The 17509-nt window shown below is 68.0% G+C and carries 15 protein-coding genes; 8 read left to right on the plus strand and 7 right to left on the minus strand.

The window, feature by feature from the left end; all coding sequences use genetic code 11:
* Positions 1-12: 12 nt before the first annotated feature.
* Positions 13-1020: an efflux RND transporter periplasmic adaptor subunit gene (locus MLE27_RS05350; RefSeq protein ID WP_243310864.1), complete on the plus strand. Its 1008-nt coding sequence runs from the start codon at positions 13-15 to the stop codon at positions 1018-1020.
* 127 nt (positions 1021-1147) lie between these two features.
* On the opposite strand, the gene MLE27_RS05355 is transcribed toward MLE27_RS05350, so the two are convergent.
* The gene (locus MLE27_RS05355; protein WP_243310865.1) at positions 1148-1567 is read right to left on the minus strand and encodes a winged helix-turn-helix transcriptional regulator; all 420 of its coding nucleotides are present in this window, start codon (positions 1565-1567) and stop codon (positions 1148-1150) included.
* A 124-nt stretch (positions 1568-1691) separates the two neighbouring features.
* Between MLE27_RS05355 and MLE27_RS05360 the strand changes: the two genes are divergently transcribed.
* The gene (locus MLE27_RS05360) at positions 1692-2309 is read left to right on the plus strand and encodes a flavodoxin family protein (RefSeq protein ID WP_243310866.1); all 618 of its coding nucleotides are present in this window, start codon (positions 1692-1694) and stop codon (positions 2307-2309) included.
* Between the two features lie 11 nt (positions 2310-2320).
* On the plus strand, positions 2321-2611 hold the full coding sequence (locus MLE27_RS05365) for a putative quinol monooxygenase (RefSeq protein ID WP_243310867.1): 291 nt from the start codon (positions 2321-2323) through the stop codon (positions 2609-2611).
* A gap of 90 nt (positions 2612-2701) precedes the next feature.
* Here the strand turns inward: MLE27_RS05365 and MLE27_RS05370 are convergent, their stop codons facing one another.
* From MLE27_RS05370 to MLE27_RS05380, 3 genes are all read right to left on the minus strand, one after another.
* Positions 2702-3337: a hypothetical protein gene (locus MLE27_RS05370; protein ID WP_243310869.1), complete on the minus strand. Its 636-nt coding sequence runs from the start codon at positions 3335-3337 to the stop codon at positions 2702-2704.
* Positions 3338-3339: 2 nt separating this feature from the next.
* Positions 3340-4107: a DUF4198 domain-containing protein gene (locus MLE27_RS05375; protein ID WP_243310870.1), complete on the minus strand. Its 768-nt coding sequence runs from the start codon at positions 4105-4107 to the stop codon at positions 3340-3342.
* 75 nt (positions 4108-4182) lie between these two features.
* Positions 4183-4938 (minus strand): hypothetical protein, encoded by a 756-nt coding sequence (locus MLE27_RS05380; protein ID WP_243310871.1) that lies wholly within the window; start codon positions 4936-4938, stop codon positions 4183-4185.
* 199 nt (positions 4939-5137) lie between these two features.
* Between MLE27_RS05380 and hyi the strand changes: the two genes are divergently transcribed.
* The gene (gene hyi / locus MLE27_RS05385; RefSeq protein WP_243310872.1) at positions 5138-5923 is read left to right on the plus strand and encodes a hydroxypyruvate isomerase; all 786 of its coding nucleotides are present in this window, start codon (positions 5138-5140) and stop codon (positions 5921-5923) included.
* Positions 5924-5947: 24 nt separating this feature from the next.
* Positions 5948-6835: a 2-hydroxy-3-oxopropionate reductase gene (gene garR, locus MLE27_RS05390; protein WP_243310873.1), complete on the plus strand. Its 888-nt coding sequence runs from the start codon at positions 5948-5950 to the stop codon at positions 6833-6835.
* Positions 6836-7177: 342 nt separating this feature from the next.
* Here garR and MLE27_RS05395 read toward each other — a convergent pair whose 3' ends face one another.
* The 3 genes from MLE27_RS05395 to MLE27_RS05405 are packed head-to-tail and all read right to left on the minus strand — an operon-like array spanning position 7178 to position 9670.
* Positions 7178-7954, minus strand: a complete 777-nt coding sequence (locus tag MLE27_RS05395) for an ATP-binding cassette domain-containing protein (protein ID WP_243310875.1) — start codon at positions 7952-7954, stop codon at positions 7178-7180.
* On the minus strand, positions 7944-8645 hold the full coding sequence (locus tag MLE27_RS05400) for a GTP-binding protein (RefSeq protein ID WP_243310876.1): 702 nt from the start codon (positions 8643-8645) through the stop codon (positions 7944-7946). The genes MLE27_RS05395 and MLE27_RS05400 overlap by 11 nt, the downstream gene beginning before the upstream one ends.
* Positions 8642-9670 carry an ABC transporter substrate-binding protein gene (locus MLE27_RS05405; protein WP_243310877.1) on the minus strand — a complete coding sequence of 343 codons (1029 nt, stop codon included), beginning with the start codon at positions 9668-9670 and terminating at the stop codon, positions 8642-8644. The genes MLE27_RS05400 and MLE27_RS05405 overlap by 4 nt, the downstream gene beginning before the upstream one ends.
* Positions 9671-9921: 251 nt before the next feature.
* On the opposite strand from MLE27_RS05405, the gene MLE27_RS05410 reads away from it, so the two are divergent.
* The 3 genes from MLE27_RS05410 to MLE27_RS05420 are packed head-to-tail and all read left to right on the plus strand — an operon-like array spanning position 9922 to position 17467.
* The gene (locus MLE27_RS05410) at positions 9922-11169 is read left to right on the plus strand and encodes an MdtA/MuxA family multidrug efflux RND transporter periplasmic adaptor subunit (RefSeq protein WP_243310880.1); all 1248 of its coding nucleotides are present in this window, start codon (positions 9922-9924) and stop codon (positions 11167-11169) included.
* Positions 11169-14258: an MdtB/MuxB family multidrug efflux RND transporter permease subunit gene (locus tag MLE27_RS05415; protein ID WP_243310886.1), complete on the plus strand. Its 3090-nt coding sequence runs from the start codon at positions 11169-11171 to the stop codon at positions 14256-14258. Before MLE27_RS05410 ends, MLE27_RS05415 begins: the two co-directional genes overlap by 1 nt.
* Positions 14255-17467, plus strand: coding sequence for a multidrug efflux RND transporter permease subunit (locus MLE27_RS05420; RefSeq protein ID WP_243310887.1), 3213 nt, complete (start codon positions 14255-14257; stop codon positions 17465-17467). The genes MLE27_RS05415 and MLE27_RS05420 overlap by 4 nt, the downstream gene beginning before the upstream one ends.
* Positions 17468-17509: the final 42 nt, after the last annotated feature.

Genomic DNA, 17509 nt, shown 5'->3' on the forward strand with positions numbered 1-17509 from the left:
CGGAGGTTCACGATGCTTATCCGTACGATCATTCACGCGGCCTTGGCCGCGCTGCTCCTGGCCGCGCCCGCGGCCGCGGAGACCATAACCTTCCAGGGCAAGACCTTCAGCCCCAACGGCTACGACCTGGGCACCCCCCACGCCTCCGAGGCCGACCTCAAGGCCTTCGAGGCCGAGGCCAAGGCCCAGAGCGCCAAGAAGAAGGACGACGAGGAGGAGACCCTGGTCCGCCCCTTCACGGGCTCCATCAAGATCATCAAGGTCCTGGTCAACATCGGGGACACGGTGGTGCCGGAGCAGCCCCTGATCGAGTATTCGCTGCCCCTTTCGGTGGTGGAGTCCGAGCTGCACAGGCTCTCCAGCTATGACCTGCGCATGCTCGACACCCAGGTGGAGCGCCTGCAGATATCGCTCGACAAGCGCAACGCCGATTACAAGGAAATCAGGATGCGCGCCGAGCGCGGCCTGGCCTCCGACCAGGAGATGACCGACGCCCGGCGCGAGATCGACCTGGCCCGCATGAAGCTGGAGATCAACCGCCAGCTCTACAAGGCCGAAAAGGACCAGCATCAGGTCTTCGAGGAAATCTTCGCCTCCAAGTTCGGCAAGGTGAACCCCAAGGCCCAGAAGCACCTGACCTTCACCGGCAAGATCCAGGCCCCGGACGCCGGGGTGGTGCTGGCCATCAACCCGGCCATCATGCCCGGCATGGAGATCAACAAGCCCACCTACGTCATGCGCATCGGGCCAATCGACCCGCTCATCATCCGGGCCCTGGTGCACGAGTCCCTGGTGGTCAAGCTGCGCGAGGGCGACAAGGCCAAGGTGAGCTTCGACGTGCTGCCCGGCAAGACCTTCGAGGCCGTGATGAGCCGGGTGGGCATCTCCTCCGCGCAGTCGGACCCGCAGTTCCCCTCGCACTACGAGGTGCAGCTGACCCTGCCCAACCCGGACAAGAGCCTCCGGGAAGGCATGCGAGGCAACGTCACCGTGGAAGTGCCCGATACGCCCCGGAGTTAGGCCCCGCCAGTCAGCCGTCCCCCATTCCGGCCCGGAGTGCGCCACGAACGCGCTCCGGGTTTCGATTTTCGCGGCAGCCTGTCGGGAATTGCCTGCTGGCGAAATCCGCCAGGCCAGGCTCCGGGGCTTATGCCCCCACGGCGGTTTCGCGCTCACCGGAGCGCGGCTCGAACCCCTCGCCCATGTGAAGCCGCGCGCCGCCCATGCGGTCCTCGTAGACTTCGCCCCATTGGCGCAACTGGTCCAGAATGGGCACCAGCCCCGCGCCGAGCTCCGTGAGCCCGTACTCCACCCTGGGCGGCACCTCGCGGTACACCGTGCGGTGCACCAGGCCGTCCGCCTCCAGCTCGCGCAGTTGGCGGGTGAGCATGCGCTCGGTCACGCCGGGCATGCCGCGCCTGAGCTCGCTGAAGCGCAGCACCCGCGCCTCCGAAAGATGATACAGGATGATGGGCTTCCACTTGCCGCCCATCACTTGCAGGGTCAGTTCGAAAAAACAGCGGTACTGCCTGCCGTTCAACTCCTTGGTCTTGCACGCCTTGGCCATGGCTCGCCTCACTATACAAAATGATAGTATGGCACATTTCAGACCATACTTGCGTTTTTATCCGCAAGCCCGCATATGGCAGCCAAGAACACCACGCGTCAAGAACGCGCAGGAGGTCACACGCATGAAAGCCATCGCCATCAACGGCAGCCCGCGCAAGGGCGGCAATACCGAAACCCTGCTCAAGGCCGTGCTCGCCCCGCTGGAGGAAGCCGGCTGGGAGACGAGCCTGGTGCGCATCGGGGGCAAGAAGGTCCGGGGCTGCAAGGCCTGCTACAAGTGCTTCGAGCTCAAGAACGACCGCTGCATCATGGATAACGACCTGCTCAACGAGACCCTCCGGGCCGTGCTGGAGGCCGACGCCCTGATCCTGGGCTCGCCCACCTATTTCGCCGACGTCTCCGCAGAGATGAAGGCCTTCATCGACCGCGCGGGCCTGGTCTCCATCGCCAACGGCGGCCGCCTGGCGGGCAAGATCGGCGCCTCCGTGGTGGCCGTGCGCCGTGGCGGGGCCACCCACGTCTTCGACACCATGAACCACCTGTTCCAGATTTCGGGCATGATCATCCCCGGCTCCACCTACTGGAACATGGGCTACGGCCTGGCCCCGGACGACGTCTGCAAGGACGCCGAGGCCCTGCGCAACATGGGCCACCTGGGCAGGATGATCGCCTGGCTGGGCGAGGTGGTGGTGAAGAACAAGGCCACCATGCCCGGCATGCCCGCCGTGGGCGAAGGCTGAGGAGGCGCGCCATGCCGCAGGTGACCGTGGTGGCCACGCTGGTGGCCAAAAAGGGCTGCGACCAGGAACTGGAGAAGCTGCTGAGGGGCCTTGTGGGCCACTCCCGCAAGGACGAAGGCTGCGTCCAGTACGACCTGCACCGGGGCATCGAAGAGCCTCGCGCGTACGTGTTCTACGAGATCTGGGAGAGCATGGAGCTCTTGCAGAAGCACTCCAAGACCCCGCATCTGGAGGCGCTGCAGCGCGACGGGGCCGCCCTGATCGAAAGCAGGGACATCAAGGTGCTGGAGAAGATCGCCTAGGAACGGGGCGGAAGCACCCAGCCAAATAGAAAGCCCCTGTCCCGTTTATGCGGGGCAGGGGCTCTGTTGTTCTAGCGTAGGTCGGAGGCTCTATTTCTTTGGCCGCTTGAACCAGGCGGCGATGCCCACCAGCCCGATGATCCAGCCCAGACCGCCGACGATGTCGCGCATCCTGGCGGACTGGTCCTGCTCGGCCATGCGGGCCAGTTGCAGGCGCAGGGGGGCCAGCTTCTCCTCCACGATGGGGGGCACGGCCTTGGCCACGGCCTGTTCCACCAGCGCGGCCAGCCTGGCCTCATCCATGGTTCCGGCTGGCGCGGCTGGCGTGGCAATCGCGGCCGGGGCGCCAGCCGAGGCGGGGGAGGAGGGGGCCGGGGCCGCGTTGGCGGCCAGGCCCTGGTTCTGCCCCAAATCCTGAGCGGTGAGGGTGTAATCGTTCTGGTGGCCTTCCCCGGCCTTGAGCACCAGGCGCAGCGGCGGGGTGTAGGAGGCGGGAAGGGGGATGCGGAAAGCTCCGTCCGCCCCGGTGCGGCCCTGGGCCACCACCGCGCCGCTGGCGTCGTACACCTCCACGGGCGAGTCCATGGCCTTGCCGCCCCCGCTGAAATAGGCCTCGCCCACCAGCGCGCCGTTCTCGGCCACGGCGAACACGTTGACCTTGTGGGCCAGGGCGGGCGCGGCGCAAATGAGGCAGGCCAGCAGCGGGAGGGCGGCGAAAGCGCGCACGGCTATTTCCCCGCCACGGGGTGGAAGTAGACCCAGATCACCCCGCCGAGCTCCACCTTCTTGTCCTTGCCGTCCTTCTTGAGCCTGGCGTCGTCGTCGGTGAGCGCGGCGAAGCCCCACCAGCCCGCCCAGGGCGCGGCGTAACTGAACACCCCGGCCCCGTCGGTCTTGACCACCTGGGTCACGTAGGCCTCGCCCGGGGCCTTGCGCGCGCCGTCGGCGTTGAAGAACTCCACCTCCACCTCGGCGTTGGCCAGGGGCTTGCCCTTGTGCAGCACCTTGCCCGTGAACACGTTGCCCGCGTACAGCGCGAACGGCTTGACCATGGGGACGATCTCGAGCTTCTGGCCCAGGGGCTTGTCCCACCCGTCCTCGCCGCCCAGGGCGCTGACCACGGTCTTGGTCAGGTGCAGGATGAATTTGTCCTCAGAGGGCTCGAAGTAGGGCTGCGGCGTGACCGTGAACATGTACACGCCAGGGGCCTTCACGGCGTAGTTGGCCATCCAGGCCTGCTTGCCGTCGATGGCGGCGGGTTTCAGGGACGCGCTCACGTCCTCGGGTTTCCCCTTGCCGGTGACTTCGAGCTTGGGCTTGGCCATGTCCATGCCCTGGTTCTCCATGGGGTGCCAGAAGCGGATATCCAGGTTGAAGGCCTTGGGGCCGTCCTTGGTGACGATGTTGCGGTCGGGCACGACCATGCCGAAGTGGGCCTGCGCCGGTACGCACAGGGCGAGCAGGGCGAGCAGCGAGAGCAGGGCGACGCGGGACATGGAGTTCCTCCTGGTGTTATGGATCGGCAGATCGTGTAACCCAGGTAATACGAATTTACAATGCGTGTTACCGGCCTATTTGCGGGCCAGCACCTGCCGCCAGTCGTCCCCCACCATCTTGAGCAGGGCGGCCCGGGCCACCAGGTCGTAGCCGGAGCGGGCGTAGGCCGGGTCATGATAGATGGAGTCCATCTGCGTCACCACGTCCTCCATGGGCAGCGGCATCAGGGCCTTCATGCAGGCCTGGCCCTTGGGCGTGTCGCCCATGCGCTGGTTGCACAAGCCCACGGCCATGTCGCCGAAACCCTCCAGGAAGAACATCTTGGCGAACTGCTCCGCCCCCAGCCAGGTCTGGGCGAAGGTGGGCTTGGAGCCGGAGCTTTCGGGGATGAAGGCGTCCAGGTCGATGGGCCAGAGCCAGGGGTAGTCGAAGAGCAGGTTGTCGTCGAACTGCGGGTCGCGGATGGGTTCGCCGGTCTCCTTGAAGCGGATGCCCTTGTCCTGCGCCATCTGCAGGCTGCGGTAGGCGGTCAGGATCATGGGCTGGCGCTGGTAGAGCGGGTCGGAGGCGAAGTGGTCCATGTTGGTGACGGCCTGGTCCACGCGCACGCGCTTGAGCTTGGGCTCGCCCGGGGTGATCTCGGCGAAGGCGCGGGTGCCGGCGGCCGCGCCGGTCATGTAGCACTTTTTCGCGTTGGCGGGCATCTTGGCCCAGGAACCGGTGGAGGTCCTGTCCTGGCCTTGGGCTTGCGCTTGGGCCTCGGGCAGGACGCAGTCGGGGGAGAAGAGGGCGGCGAGCAGGAGCAGTGCCAGATTGAGGCTTAGACGCATGGGGGGTCTCCGCTGGTTGAGGTGTGGGCGCAGTGTAGCCCGGCCCGGGAGCGCGGGCAACGCCGGAATGTCTCCCCCGCATTGACGGGGTGTGGCGGCTGGCTTTATTCGGTGGATCTGATGCGCCTTCCGTGCATCCCAGAGCTTTCCGAGCCCCGCGCGGGGTTCACAACCGGCCGCAGCGCCAAAGGATGACCCCATGCCCAACTTCGCCGCGAACCTCTCCATGCTGTTCACGGAGATGCCCTTCGAGCAGCGTTTCGCCGCAGCCGCCAAAGTGGGCTTCAAGGCCGTGGAGTACCTCTTCCCCTACGACTACCCGCCGGAGCGGCTGGCCGCCCTGCTGGCGGAGAACGGGCTCAAGCAGGTGCTCTTCAACCTCCCCGCCGGGGACTGGGCCGCCGGGGACCGGGGCATCGCGGCGGACCCGGCCCGCGTGGGCGAGTTCCGCGCCGGGGTCGACCGGGCCATCATCTACGCCCGGGCCCTGGGCGTGAAACAGCTCAACTGCCTGGCGGGCAAGGAACGCGAGGACGCGCACCACGCCGACCAGTGGGTCACCCTGAAGGAGAACCTGCGCTTCGCCGCCGACCGCCTGGCCGAGAACGGCCTGACCCTGCTGACCGAGTTCATCAACCGCCGCGACATGCCGGGCTTCTTCCTCCACACCCTGGAGCAGGCTCTGGCCATGGTGGAGCAGGTGGATCGGCCCAACCTGTTCATCCAGTACGACGTGTACCACGCCCAGCGGGCCGGGGGCGAACTGGCGGCCAGCCTGGCCCAGAACCTGGGGCGCATCGCCCACGTGCAAATCGCGGACAACCCCGGCAGGCACCAGCCCGGCACCGGTGAGATCAACTACGGGTTCCTGCTCAGCGAGTTGGACCGCCTGGGCTACGAGGGCTTCGTGGGCCTGGAGTACGTGCCCAGCCCGGACACCGAGTCTTCGTTGGCCTGGCTGCAAAGGCACGGCTTCTCGCTCTAACCGCCGTCACCGGAGGACGACGCCATGAAGAAGATAGGATTCATCGGTCTGGGGATCATGGGCAAGCCCATGTGCCGCAACCTGCTCAGGGCGGGCTATCCGCTCACGGTCTGGAGCCGGACCCGCAGGGATGTGGACCTGCTGGCGGCGGACGGCGCGGTGGCGGCGGATTCGCCCAAGGCCGTGGCCCGCAACTCCGAGATCGTCATCACCATGGTGCCCAACTCCCCGCAGGTGCGGGAGGTGGTGCTGGGGCCGGGCGGCGTGATCGAGGGGGCCGAGCCGGGCTCCATCCTGGTGGACATGAGCTCCATCGCTCCCCTGGCCAGCAAGGAGATCGCCTCCCAACTGGCGCTGCGCGAGATCCGCATGCTGGACGCCCCGGTGAGCGGCGGGGAGCCCAAGGCAGTTGAAGGCACGCTTTCCGTGATGGTGGGCGGCGCGCAGGCCGATTTCGACGAGTGCCTGCCCGTGCTCAAGGCCATGGCCTCGTCCGTGGTGCGCGTGGGCGAGATCGGCGCGGGCAACGTGACCAAGCTGGCCAACCAGATCATCGTGGCCCTGAACATCGCGGCGGTGTCCGAGGCCTTGACCCTGGCCACCAAGGCCGGTGTGGACCCGGAGCTGGTCTATCAGGCCATCCGGGGCGGGCTGGCGGGCAGCACCGTGCTGGAGGCCAAGGCCTCCATGATGCTCGCGGGCGACGTGAAGCCGGGCTTCAAGGTGAACCTGCACGCCAAGGATCTCTACAACGTGCTGGAGACCTCCCACGAGCTCAACGTGAGCCTGCCGCTGACCGCGCAGGTCATGGAGATCGTGCAGGCGCTCAAGGCGGAGGGCTTCGGGGATTCGGACCACAGCGCCATCATCCGCTACTACGAGAACCTGGCCAAGGTGCAGGTGCGGCGCTAGTGTGCCTTTTACTGGTTGGGATTTTATAGCCGCGTCCGTGTGAACGGGCGCGGCTTTTGTATTTATTGGGTGGGCCAGCCTGTGGCGTCGCGCGTCCCGGCGGGGCGATCCTAGCTGCCGGGCCTGCGGCCCTCTGGCGAAGCGCCAGCTCGGGATCACCCCGCCGGGACGCGCGACACCACAGACTGGCCAGCGGCAACACGTGGCCTGCGTGATGAAGCGATTGGGGGGGGAGGGGCGCGGTATCCGGCCCAGCGCGAAGCTATATGGGATTGCAAAGGGAGGAACTCCCTTTGCCCGCCGGAGGCATTCTTCACTCCGTGCTTTTCGTCTCCCGGCTTCTCAGGTCAGGGCTTCCCCGGCGCGCAGCTTGGTCCTATAGCCGGAAATCTCCTCCTCCATGTCGCGCAGGCGGGCCAGCACGGCCTGCTCTTCGTCCGTTCTGGCCAGGACGGCCTGAACGGCCCCGTGGCGGATCACCAGCCGCCTGTGCGCGGAGAGGGCCAGCACCGGGTCGTGCGTGGCCATGACCACGATCTTGTCGCTTTTGACCAGCAGCTCCAAGGCGCGGCGCTTGTCCACCCCGGCGTTCTCGATCTCGTCGATGAGCAGCACGGGCGACCAACTGAGCAGGGCCGTATCCGCGATCATGAGCGCGCGGGACTGCCCGCCCGAGAGCTGCGTGAGCTGCGCGTCCGGCCCGAAGGCCTCCCCGGCCAGCTCGTTGGCGGCCTCGAACACCTGCCGGGCCACGGCGTCGGGGTCCCGGGCCTCGCGGCTCAGGGCGTGGGTGCGCAGGAAATCCATGACCTTCATGTCCAGCACGAAGTTCATGTTCTGGGTCAGCTGGGCCACCAGCCTGCCTTGCAGGGCGAAACGCCCGTCCGCAGTGGGGGCCGCGCCGTCCAGCAGCAGGGTGCGCCCGGTGGGGGTGTCCGCCGCGGCCAGGGACTCGATGTCGGAGAGGAAACGACTCTTGCCCGCGCCCGTGGGGCCGAGCAGGGCGGTCACCTCGCCCGCGCGGAAGTCCACGCCGTGGGCTTCGGGATTGCCGGACTTGTCCCGCCCGGCGGTGAGGGTCATGGAGCGCAGGCTCAGGATGGCGTTTTCACCCGTCATGGCGGGCTCCGAAGTCGGCCTTCTTCACGTTGCCCTTCTGGTAGCGCGAACCGATGCGCGTCTCGCTCAGGCAATAGGAGCACACGGCCGCGGGCATGGAGAAGCGCAGCTTCATCTCGGTCACTCCGTCCACGGCCGGGGCCTCCTTGAGGATGGCGGCCAGGTCCAGGCAGCCCTGCCCGGTGAGGCCGTTGACGTTTCGTATTACGGCCCGTTTGTTCATCTGGCGGATGCGGTAGCGGTATACCTCGCGCTCCGCCTGGGAGACCAGGTCCCCCTTGGTGACCACCACCAGGTCGGCCATGCGCAGCATGGGGCCGATCTTCTCCGGGGCGTCTATGCCCATGAGGTTGTCGATGACGCACACGCCGAGCACCCCGCGCAGGTGCGGGGAGCAGCGGTTGCACAGCCCGGCAGTCTCGATGACGCAGCAGTCCGCCCCGGTGGACTGGGCCCAGGCGAAGGCCTCCTCCAGGTTGGTGGCGAAGAAGTGGTCCGGGCAGAGCCCGCCGGAAAAGACCACGGAGACGGGCACCCCCGCTGCCTTGTAGAGTTCGCCGTCGCGGCTTTGCAGGCAGTCGAACTTGATGACCGCGCAGTTAAGCCCGGCCTGGGCCAGATGCCCGCAGGCCCGCGCGATGACGGAGGTTTTGCCGCAGGAGGGCGGCCCGGCCACGGTGACGAGCTTCATCTAAGCCCCGCCGTCATCTTGCGGAAGGCGTCGCCCAACTGGTCCCGCAGGGAGTTGACGTCGTGGCGGGCCACGAAGTCCCAGCCGACCCACTTGAGCGAGGCCCCCTTGGGCAGGGGCGAGGGGCCGGAGAGGCCCAGGGGCGCGAACCAGGCCGCGCTCTCGATGGTGGAGAAGCCGTTGGCGAAGAAGTCCAGCACGGGGCGCATCCTGGCCAGGCAGTCCTTGCGGGCCAACAGGTAGAGGGGGCTGGCGGCCGCGCCGTCCTCGGGCCAGACGATCTCCACGTGGGGCGGCTGCTTCACGCTGTGGGCGAAGAAGGCCGGGATGATGTAGATGGAGCCTGCGTCCGGCTCGTTGGAGCCAGCGATCTTGGCCATGCGCGAGGAGTGCATCAGGCCTTTGACGTTGGAGGCGAAGTCCCGCAGGCCCTCCAGGGCGTAGTCCTTGAAGAGGTTGAGCAGCACGGCGTCGGCCATGTCGTCGCCGTCGCCGCACATGACCAGATGGCCCTTGTAGCGCGGGTGCATGAGCTCCGCCCAGGTGCGGGGCACGGGCAGGGGGCCCAGGCGGCGGGTGTCCGCCACGAAGATGTAGGGGGTCGCGCCGTAGACGGTGTAGGCCCCGGCCGGGTCCATCATGCCCGCGCGCACGTGCAGGGGGCTGATGTTCTCGGGGCGCACGGCCTCGAACACGCCCGTCTGGACGAAGCGCTCCACGAAAGGCTTGCGCCAGAAGTCCCCGAAGCCGATGGAGGCGATCACCGCGGGCAGGCGCTCGGGGTCGGTCTCCTTGTAGACGGGGTCGTAGGGGTCTATGGAGGTGCAGCCCATGGGGATATGCCAGGTGAACTCCTGGGAGGTGCCCGCCACCGAGGCCGCAAGGAGCTCGATTCGGTCCTTCACGGCCAGCTTCACGGGGCAGGGGGCGTAGAGCAGCAGGTCGACGGGTTCGCCCGGGCCCTGGGCGGTTTCTTCGCTGCCCATGGACTTGATCTGGGCCATCAGTTCCTGGAGGCCTTCCATTGCGCACACTCCTGACGCGCGGTAGCGCGTTGCTGCAAAATTGTCGGGCGAGCTACAAAATTGTATGGTTTTCGGGCCCGCACGGCAGGTCCGTGGGGCCTGCAAGGGGTTGAGCAACCGCCGTGCCAGCCTCGGCATGGTATGGACCCCTGTGCCCGGACCGTTGTAACGTGATGCGCGCCGGAAACGACAGCTACACGACACACCTGACGTTCCCCTCCCGGGAGAGCGCGAGCCGAAAAGGAACAATCATGCCCTCTGAACAATACACGCCGGATCGGCCGGGCGCAAAACGCCGCCTGGCGCTCTGGGTCCTGCTGGCGGCCCTCGTGGCTGCCGGGGCGGCCTGGAAACTCCTCGGCCACGGCCCGGACCGCCCCGCGGGCGACACCCCGCCTGCGGCCCAGGGCCAGAAACCGGGCCAGGGTCCAGGCCAGAAACCGGGCCAGGCCTTCAAGCCCGTGGTGGGCGCGGCCAAGGCCGCCCGGCGCGACGTGAACGTCTACCTTTCGGGGCTGGGCAGCGTCAGCGCCCTGAACACAGTCACCGTGCGCAGCCGCGTGGACGGCCAGATCATGGAGATCCGCTTCCGCGAGGGCGACATGGTCAAGGCCGGGGACGTGCTCGTGCAGGTGGACCCGCGCCCCTTCCAGGCCCAGCTGGACCAGGCCCAGGGCCAGATGCTGCGGGACAAGGCCCAGCTGGACAACGCCCGGCGCGACCTGGCCCGCTACGAGCAACTGGTGCACACCGGGGCCATCGCCCGCCAGCAGGTGGACGCGCAGGACTCCCTGGTGCGCCAGTTCGAGGGCGCGGTGCGCACCGACCAGGGGGCCATCGACAACGCCAAGCTCCAGCTGACCTACAGCCGCATCACCGCGCCCCTCACCGGGCGGGTGGGCCTGCGCCTGGTGGACGTGGGCAACATGGTCCGCGCCACGGACCAGACCGGGCTGGTGGTCATCACCCAGGTGCAGCCCATCGCCGTGGTCTTCACCCTGCCGGAGGACGTGCTGCCCCGGGTGCAGTCCAGCATGGCCGGGGGCCGCACGCTCCAGGTGGAGGCCTTCGACCGGGAGCAGAAGCGCCTGCTCGCCACCGGCGAGCTGCTCACCCTGGACAACCAGATCGACCAGGCCTCGGGCACCGTGAAGCTCAAGGCGCAGTTCCCCAACGCGGACATGGCCCTGTTCCCCAACCAGTTCGTCAACGCCAGGCTGCTGGTGGACGTGGTCAAGGGCGCGGTGGTGGTGCCGGCCTCCGCCGTGCAGCGCGGGCCGCAGGGCGCGCAGGTCTGCGTGCTGGGGGCGGGCAACGTGGTGCAGGTCCGCAAGGTGGACGCCTCGGACAGCGTGGGCGGCGAGGTGATCGTGCGTTCCGGCGTGAGCGAGGGCGAGACCGTGGTGGTGGACGGCGCGGAACGGCTGCGCGACGGCCTCCAGGTGGAGGTCAAGGGCGAGCCCGCAAACGAAGGCGGGGCAGCGCGCCAGGGCGGCTGATGAACATCTCCGAACTCTTCATCCGCCGCCCGGTGGCCACCACGCTCCTGATGGTGGCCATCATGCTGGCCGGAGCCGTGGCCTACCGCCAGTTGCCCGTGGCGGCCCTGCCCCAGGTGGACTACCCCACCATCCAGGTGCGCACCTTCTACCCCGGGGCCAGCCCCGAGGTCATGGCCTCCTCGGTGACGGCCCCGCTGGAGCGCCAGCTGGGCCAGATGCCCGGCCTCACCCAGATGACCTCCAACAGCTCCGGCGGGGCCAGCGTCATCACGCTGCTCTTCAGCCTGGACCTGAGCCTGGACGTGGCCGAGCAGCAGGTGCAGGCGGCCATCAACGCCTCTTTCAACTTCCTGCCCAAGGATCTGCCCAGCCCCCCGGTGTACAGCAAGGTCAACCCGGCGGACGCGCCCATCCTGACCCTGGCGCTCACCTCGGCCACCATGCCCCTGACCCGCGTGGAGGATCTGGCCGACACCCGCTTCGCCCAGAAGATCTCCCAGCTGCCGGGCGTGGGCCTGGTGAGCCTCTCCGGCGGGCAGCGCCCGGCCGTGCGCGTGCACGTGAACCCCACGGCCCTGGCCTCCTACGGCCTGACCCTGGAGGACGTGCGCGCCGCCGTGGGCGCGGCCAACGTGAACCTGGCCAAGGGCGGGTTCGACGGCCCCAGGCAGGCCTCCATCATTTCAGCCAACGATCAGCTCTATTCCTCCGAGGAATACAAGCCCCTCATCATCGCCTACCGGGCGGGCGCGCCCGTGAAGCTCTCCGACGTGGCCGACCTGGAGGACGCCGCCGAGGACGAGCGCCAGGCCGCCTGGATGAACCAGACCCCGGCGGTGGTCATGAACATCCAGCGCCAGCCCGGGGCCAACGTCATCGAGGTGGTGGACCGCATCAAGTCCCTGCTGCCCCAGCTCAAGGCCTCGCTGCCGCACTCGGTGGAGGTTGCCGTGCTCACGGACCGCACCACCACCATCCGGGCCTCGGTGGAGGACGTGCAGTTCGAGCTGCTGGTGGCCGTGGCCCTGGTGGTCATGGTCATCTACCTGTTCCTGCGCAACCTGCCCGCCACGCTGATACCGGGCGTGGCCGTGCCGCTCTCCCTGGTGGGCTCCTTCGGGGTGATGTACCTCTTGGGCTTCAGCCTGAACAACCTCTCGCTCATGGCCCTGACCATCTCCACGGGCTTCGTGGTGGACGACGCCATCGTGATGATCGAGAACGTGGCCCGCTACGTGGAGCAGGGCATGGAGCCCTTCGAGGCCGCGCTCACGGGCTCGAAGCAGATCGGCTTCACCATTCTCTCGCTCACGGTGTCGCTCATCGCGGTGCTCATCCCGCTGCTCTTCATGGGCGACGTGGTGGGCAGGCTGTTCCGCGAGTTCGCGGTGACGCTTGGGGCCTCCATCCTAATCTCGGCCTTCGTTTCGCTCACGCTCACGCCCATGATGTGCGCCCGGCTGCTCAAGCACGTGAAGCCCGAGGAGGAGGGGGCCTTGCACAGGGCCACCCAGCGCTTCTTCGACCGCGTGATCGAGCTTTACGGGTCCAGCCTGCGCGTGGTGCTGCGCCACCAGGGCCTGACCCTGTGCGTTGCCGTGGGCACGCTCGCGCTCACGGTGGTCATGTACGCGTATTCGCCCAAGGGCTTCTTCCCCCAGCAGGACACCGGCGTGATCGTGGGCGTTTCCGAGGCCCCGCAGTCGGTCTCCTTCGCGGCCATGAGCCGCCGCCAGCAGGCCCTGGCCGAGGTCATACTGCGCGATCCGGCGGTTGAGAGCCTGTCCTCCTTCATCGGGGTGGACGGCACCAACCCGGCCATGAACACCGGGCGCATCCAGATCAACCTCAAGCCGCTTGAGGTTCGCAAGATCAGCGCCGCCCGGGTGATGGACAGGCTGCGCCCGCAGCTGGCCGAGGTGCCCGGCGTCTCGCTGCACATGCAGGCCGCGCAGGACCTCAGCGTGGACGTGCGCCAGAGCCGCACCCAGTTCCAGTACACCCTGGAGGCCCCCAGCGCGGACGAGCTCAACACCTGGGCCCCGCGCCTGGTCAAGGCGCTGCGCGTAAGCCCCGAGCTGGCCTCGGTGAGCAGCGACCAGCAGGACCAGGGCCGCCGGGTCATGGTGAACATCGACAGGGCCACGGCCTCGCGCCTGGGCATAACGCCCCAGCAGATCGACGACGCGCTCTACGACGCCTTCGGCCAGCGCCAGATATCCACCATCTTCACCGAGCTGAACCAGTACCGCGTGGTGTTGGCGGCCAAGCCCGAGATGCGCGACAACCCGCAGGACCTGGGCTCCATCTATCTGCGCTCGCGCGACGGAAAGCAGACCCCGCTCACGGCCATCGCCGCCATCAGCGAGACCACCGGGCCGCTGGTCATCAGCCGCCAGGGGCAGTTCCCGGCAGTGACCATCTCCTTCGACGTGGCCAGGGGCGGCTCCCTGGGCGGGGCCGTGGAGGCGGTTGACAAGGCCGTGAGGGAGACGGGCCTGCCGCCCTCGATCCAGGGCGACTTCCAGGGCACGGCCAAGGCTTTCCTGGCCTCGTTGGAGAACGAGCCCATCCTGATTCTGGCGGCGCTCATAACCGTGTACATCGTGCTGGGCGTGCTCTACGAGAGCTTCATCTACCCGGTGACCATCCTCTCCACGCTGCCCTCGGCGGGCGTGGGCGCGCTCCTGGGCCTGGCGCTCTTCGGCATGGAGCTGGACGTGCTGGCCGTCATCGGCATCATCCTGCTCATCGGCATCGTGAAGAAGAACGGCATCATGATGGTGGACTTCGCCCTGGAGGCCGAGCGCGAGCAGGGCGCGGCCCCCGAGGAGGCCATCTACCAGGCCTGCCTGCTGCGCTTCCGGCCCATCATGATGACCACCATGGCCGCGCTGCTGGGGGCGCTCCCCCTGGCCCTGGGAGGGGGCGTGGGCTCCGAGCTGCGCAGGCCGCTCGGCGTGTGCATCATCGGCGGCCTGGTCATCAGCCAGATGCTCACGCTCTACACCACGCCGGTGATCTACCTGGCCTTCGACAGGATCGCCCGCAGGTTCTCGCACCGCAACGGTGAGGAGGGCGCATGAGCGCCGGCCCGGAACAGACCGGCCCGGAACAGGCCGGCACTGAGCACGCGCCGGGCCAGAGCCCCGAACCCGCCCGCAGCCGCACGGACGCGGCCCTGCGCGGCCTGAACCTGCCCGGCGTGTTCATCCGCAGGCCCGTGGCCACCACGCTGCTCACCCTGGGGCTGATGCTGGCGGGCATCGTCAGCTTCCGGCTGCTGCCGGTCTCGCCCCTGCCGCGCGTGGACTTCCCCACCATCTCGGTCAACGCAGGGCTGCCCGGAGCCGACCCCGAGACCATGGCCACCTCCGTGGCCGCGCCCCTGGAGCGCCAGTTCGGGCGCATCGCGGGCGTCACGGAGATGACCTCCACCAGCTTCCGGGGCTCCACGAGCATCACCCTGCAGTTCGACCTGGACCGCAACATCGACGGGGCCGCGCGCGACGTGCAGGCCGCCATCAACGCGGCCCGCAGCCAGCTGCCCGCCAACCTCCCCAACAACCCAACCTACCGCAAGATCAACCCGGCGGATGCCCCGGTGCTGATCCTGTCGCTCACTTCGGACACCGTTTCGCGTGACAAAATGTATGACGTGGCCTCCACGGTGCTCCAGCAGAAGATCGCCCAGCTGGGCGGAGTGGGGCAGGTGTTCGTGGGCGGCGGCGCGCTCCCGGCGGTGCGCGTGGAGCTCAACCCCGCCGCGCTCTCGGCCTACGCCATCGGCCTGCAGGACGTGCGCGCCGCCCTGGCCGCCACCAACGCCAACGCACCCAAGGGCCAGGTGGCCGACGCCGACACCGCCTGGGACATCCAGGCCAACGACCAGTTGCGAAGCGCCGCGGGCTACGACTCCGTGATCGTGGCCTACAAGGACGGCAGGCCCGTGCGCCTCACGGACGTGGCCAAGGTGGTGGACGGCGTTGAGGACGTGCGCACCCTGGGGCTCATGAACTCCACCCCGGCGGTGATGATAATCATCTTCCGCCAGCCCGGGGCCAACATCCTGGAGACGGTGGACAACGTGCGCGCGCTCATGCCGCAGCTCCAGGCCAGCCTGCCCGAGGGGGTGAAGCTCTCGGCCGTGGTGGACCGCTCCCCGCCCATCCGGGCCTCCCTGGCCGAGGTGGAGCTCTCCCTGGTGATCTCCTGCGCGCTGGTGGTGCTGGTGGTGTTCTGCTTCCTGCGCACGCTCAGGGCCACGGCCATTCCTGGCGTGGCCGTGGTGGCCTCCCTGGTGGGCACCTTCGCCGTGATGTACCTGCTGGGCTACAGCCTGGACAACCTCTCGCTCATGGCCCTGACCATCGCCACGGGCTTCGTGGTGGACGACGCCATCGTGGTGCTCGAGAACATCACCAGCCACCTGGAGCGAGGCGAGACGCCCCTGCGAGCGGCCCTGAACGGCGCGCGCGAGATCAGCTTCACGGTGGTCTCCATGAGCGTCTCCCTGGTGGCGGTGTTCATCCCCATCCTGCTCATGGGCGGCATGGTGGGCAGACTGTTCCGCGAGTTCGCCATGACGCTCTCGGCGGCCATCTTCATTTCGCTGCTGCTCTCGCTGACCGCCACGCCCATGATGTGCGCCCTGATGCTGCCCAGGGGCGGCAGCGGCTCAGGAGCCAGGACCAGGCTCGGCGTGCGGGCGGGCAACTGGTTCGAGGCCCTGCGCGAGGGGTACGCCCGCTCCCTGCGCTGGTCGCTGGGGCACAGGCGGCTCATGCTGCTGCTCACGCTGGTCACCCTCGGGCTGAACTTCTGGCTCTACGCCGTGGCGCCCAAAGGCTTCTTCCCCCAGCAGGACACGGGCCGCCTCACCGGCGGGATCCAGGCCGCGCAGGACATCTCCTTCCAGGCCATGAGCGGCAAGCTGGCCCAGGTGGTGGAAGTCATCCGCTCCGACCCGGACGTGGAGTACGTCATCGGCTTCACCGGGGGCGGGGGGGGCGGCGGGGCCACCACCAACACGGCCAGGCTGTTCGTCACGCTCAAACCCCTGGGCCAGCGCAAAATTTCGGGCGAGCGCGTTATGGCGCGGCTGCGGGGCAAGCTGGGCGCCATCCCGGGCGCGCCCACCTTCTTCCAACTCGTGCAGGAGCTGCGCGTGGGCGGTCGGGCCAGCAACGCCATGTACCAGTACACCCTGCAGGGCGAGAGCTTCCAGGAGCTCAACACCTGGGCCCCCAAGGTGTTCGAGGCCATGCGCGGGCTCAGGCAGCTCACGGACGTGAGCAGCGACCAGCAGGACAAGGGCATGGAGACGCGCGTGGTCATCGACAGGGACACGGCCTCCCGCCTGGGCATCTCGGCCCGGCTGGTGGACAGCGTGCTCTACGGCGCGTTCGGGCAGTCCCAGGTGTCGACCATCTACACCCAGCTCAACCAGTACCATGTGGTCATGGAGGTGGACCCGCGCTACTGGCAGAGCCCCGAATCCCTCAAGGACATCTTCGTGACCTCCGCGTCAGGGAAGATGGTGCCGCTCTCGGCCATCGCCCACATCGAGAACAGGCCCACCTCGCTGGCCGTGAACCACCAGGGGCAGTTCCCTTCGGTCACGGTCTCCTTCAACCTGGCGGAGGGGGTCTCCCTGAGCCAGGGGCTGGACGCCATCCAGGCCGCCACCCGCAAGCTGGGGCTGCCCGGCGCGGTGCAAGGCACCTTCCGGGGCACGGCCCAGGCCTTCCAGAGCTCGCTCAAGAGCCAGCCCCTGCTCATCCTGGCGGCCCTGGCCGCCGTGTACATCGTGCTGGGCATGCTCTACGAGAGCTACGTCCACCCCATCACCATCCTCTCCACGCTGCCCTCGGCGGGCGTGGGCGCGGTGTTGGCGCTCATCCTGACGGGTACGGAGCTGAACCTCATCGCCATCATCGGCATCATCCTGCTCATCGGCATCGTGAAGAAGAACGGGATCATGATGGTGGACTTCGCCCTGGAGGCCGAACGCGGGCAGGGGCTCGAACCTGTGGAGGCCATCTATTCGGCCTGCCTCAAGCGCTTCCGGCCCATCATGATGACCACCATGGCCGCGCTGCTGGGCGCGCTGCCCCTGGCCATCTCCCACGGGTCCGGGTTCGAGCTGCGCAGGCCGCTGGGCATATCCATCATCGGCGGGCTGCTGCTCAGCCAGATGCTCACGCTCTACACCACTCCGGCCATCTACCTGACCCTGGATTCGTTCAGCAAACGCAGGCAGGCGAAGAAGGCGACTTTGACTGCGGGGGACTAGCCGTAGCGTTGCCTTTCGGTAACTCATGTGTTACCATTCTGC

The sequence above is a fragment of the Fundidesulfovibrio agrisoli genome, from assembly GCF_022808715.1.
GTDB classification, from domain to species: Bacteria; Desulfobacterota; Desulfovibrionia; order Desulfovibrionales; family Desulfovibrionaceae; genus Fundidesulfovibrio; species Fundidesulfovibrio agrisoli.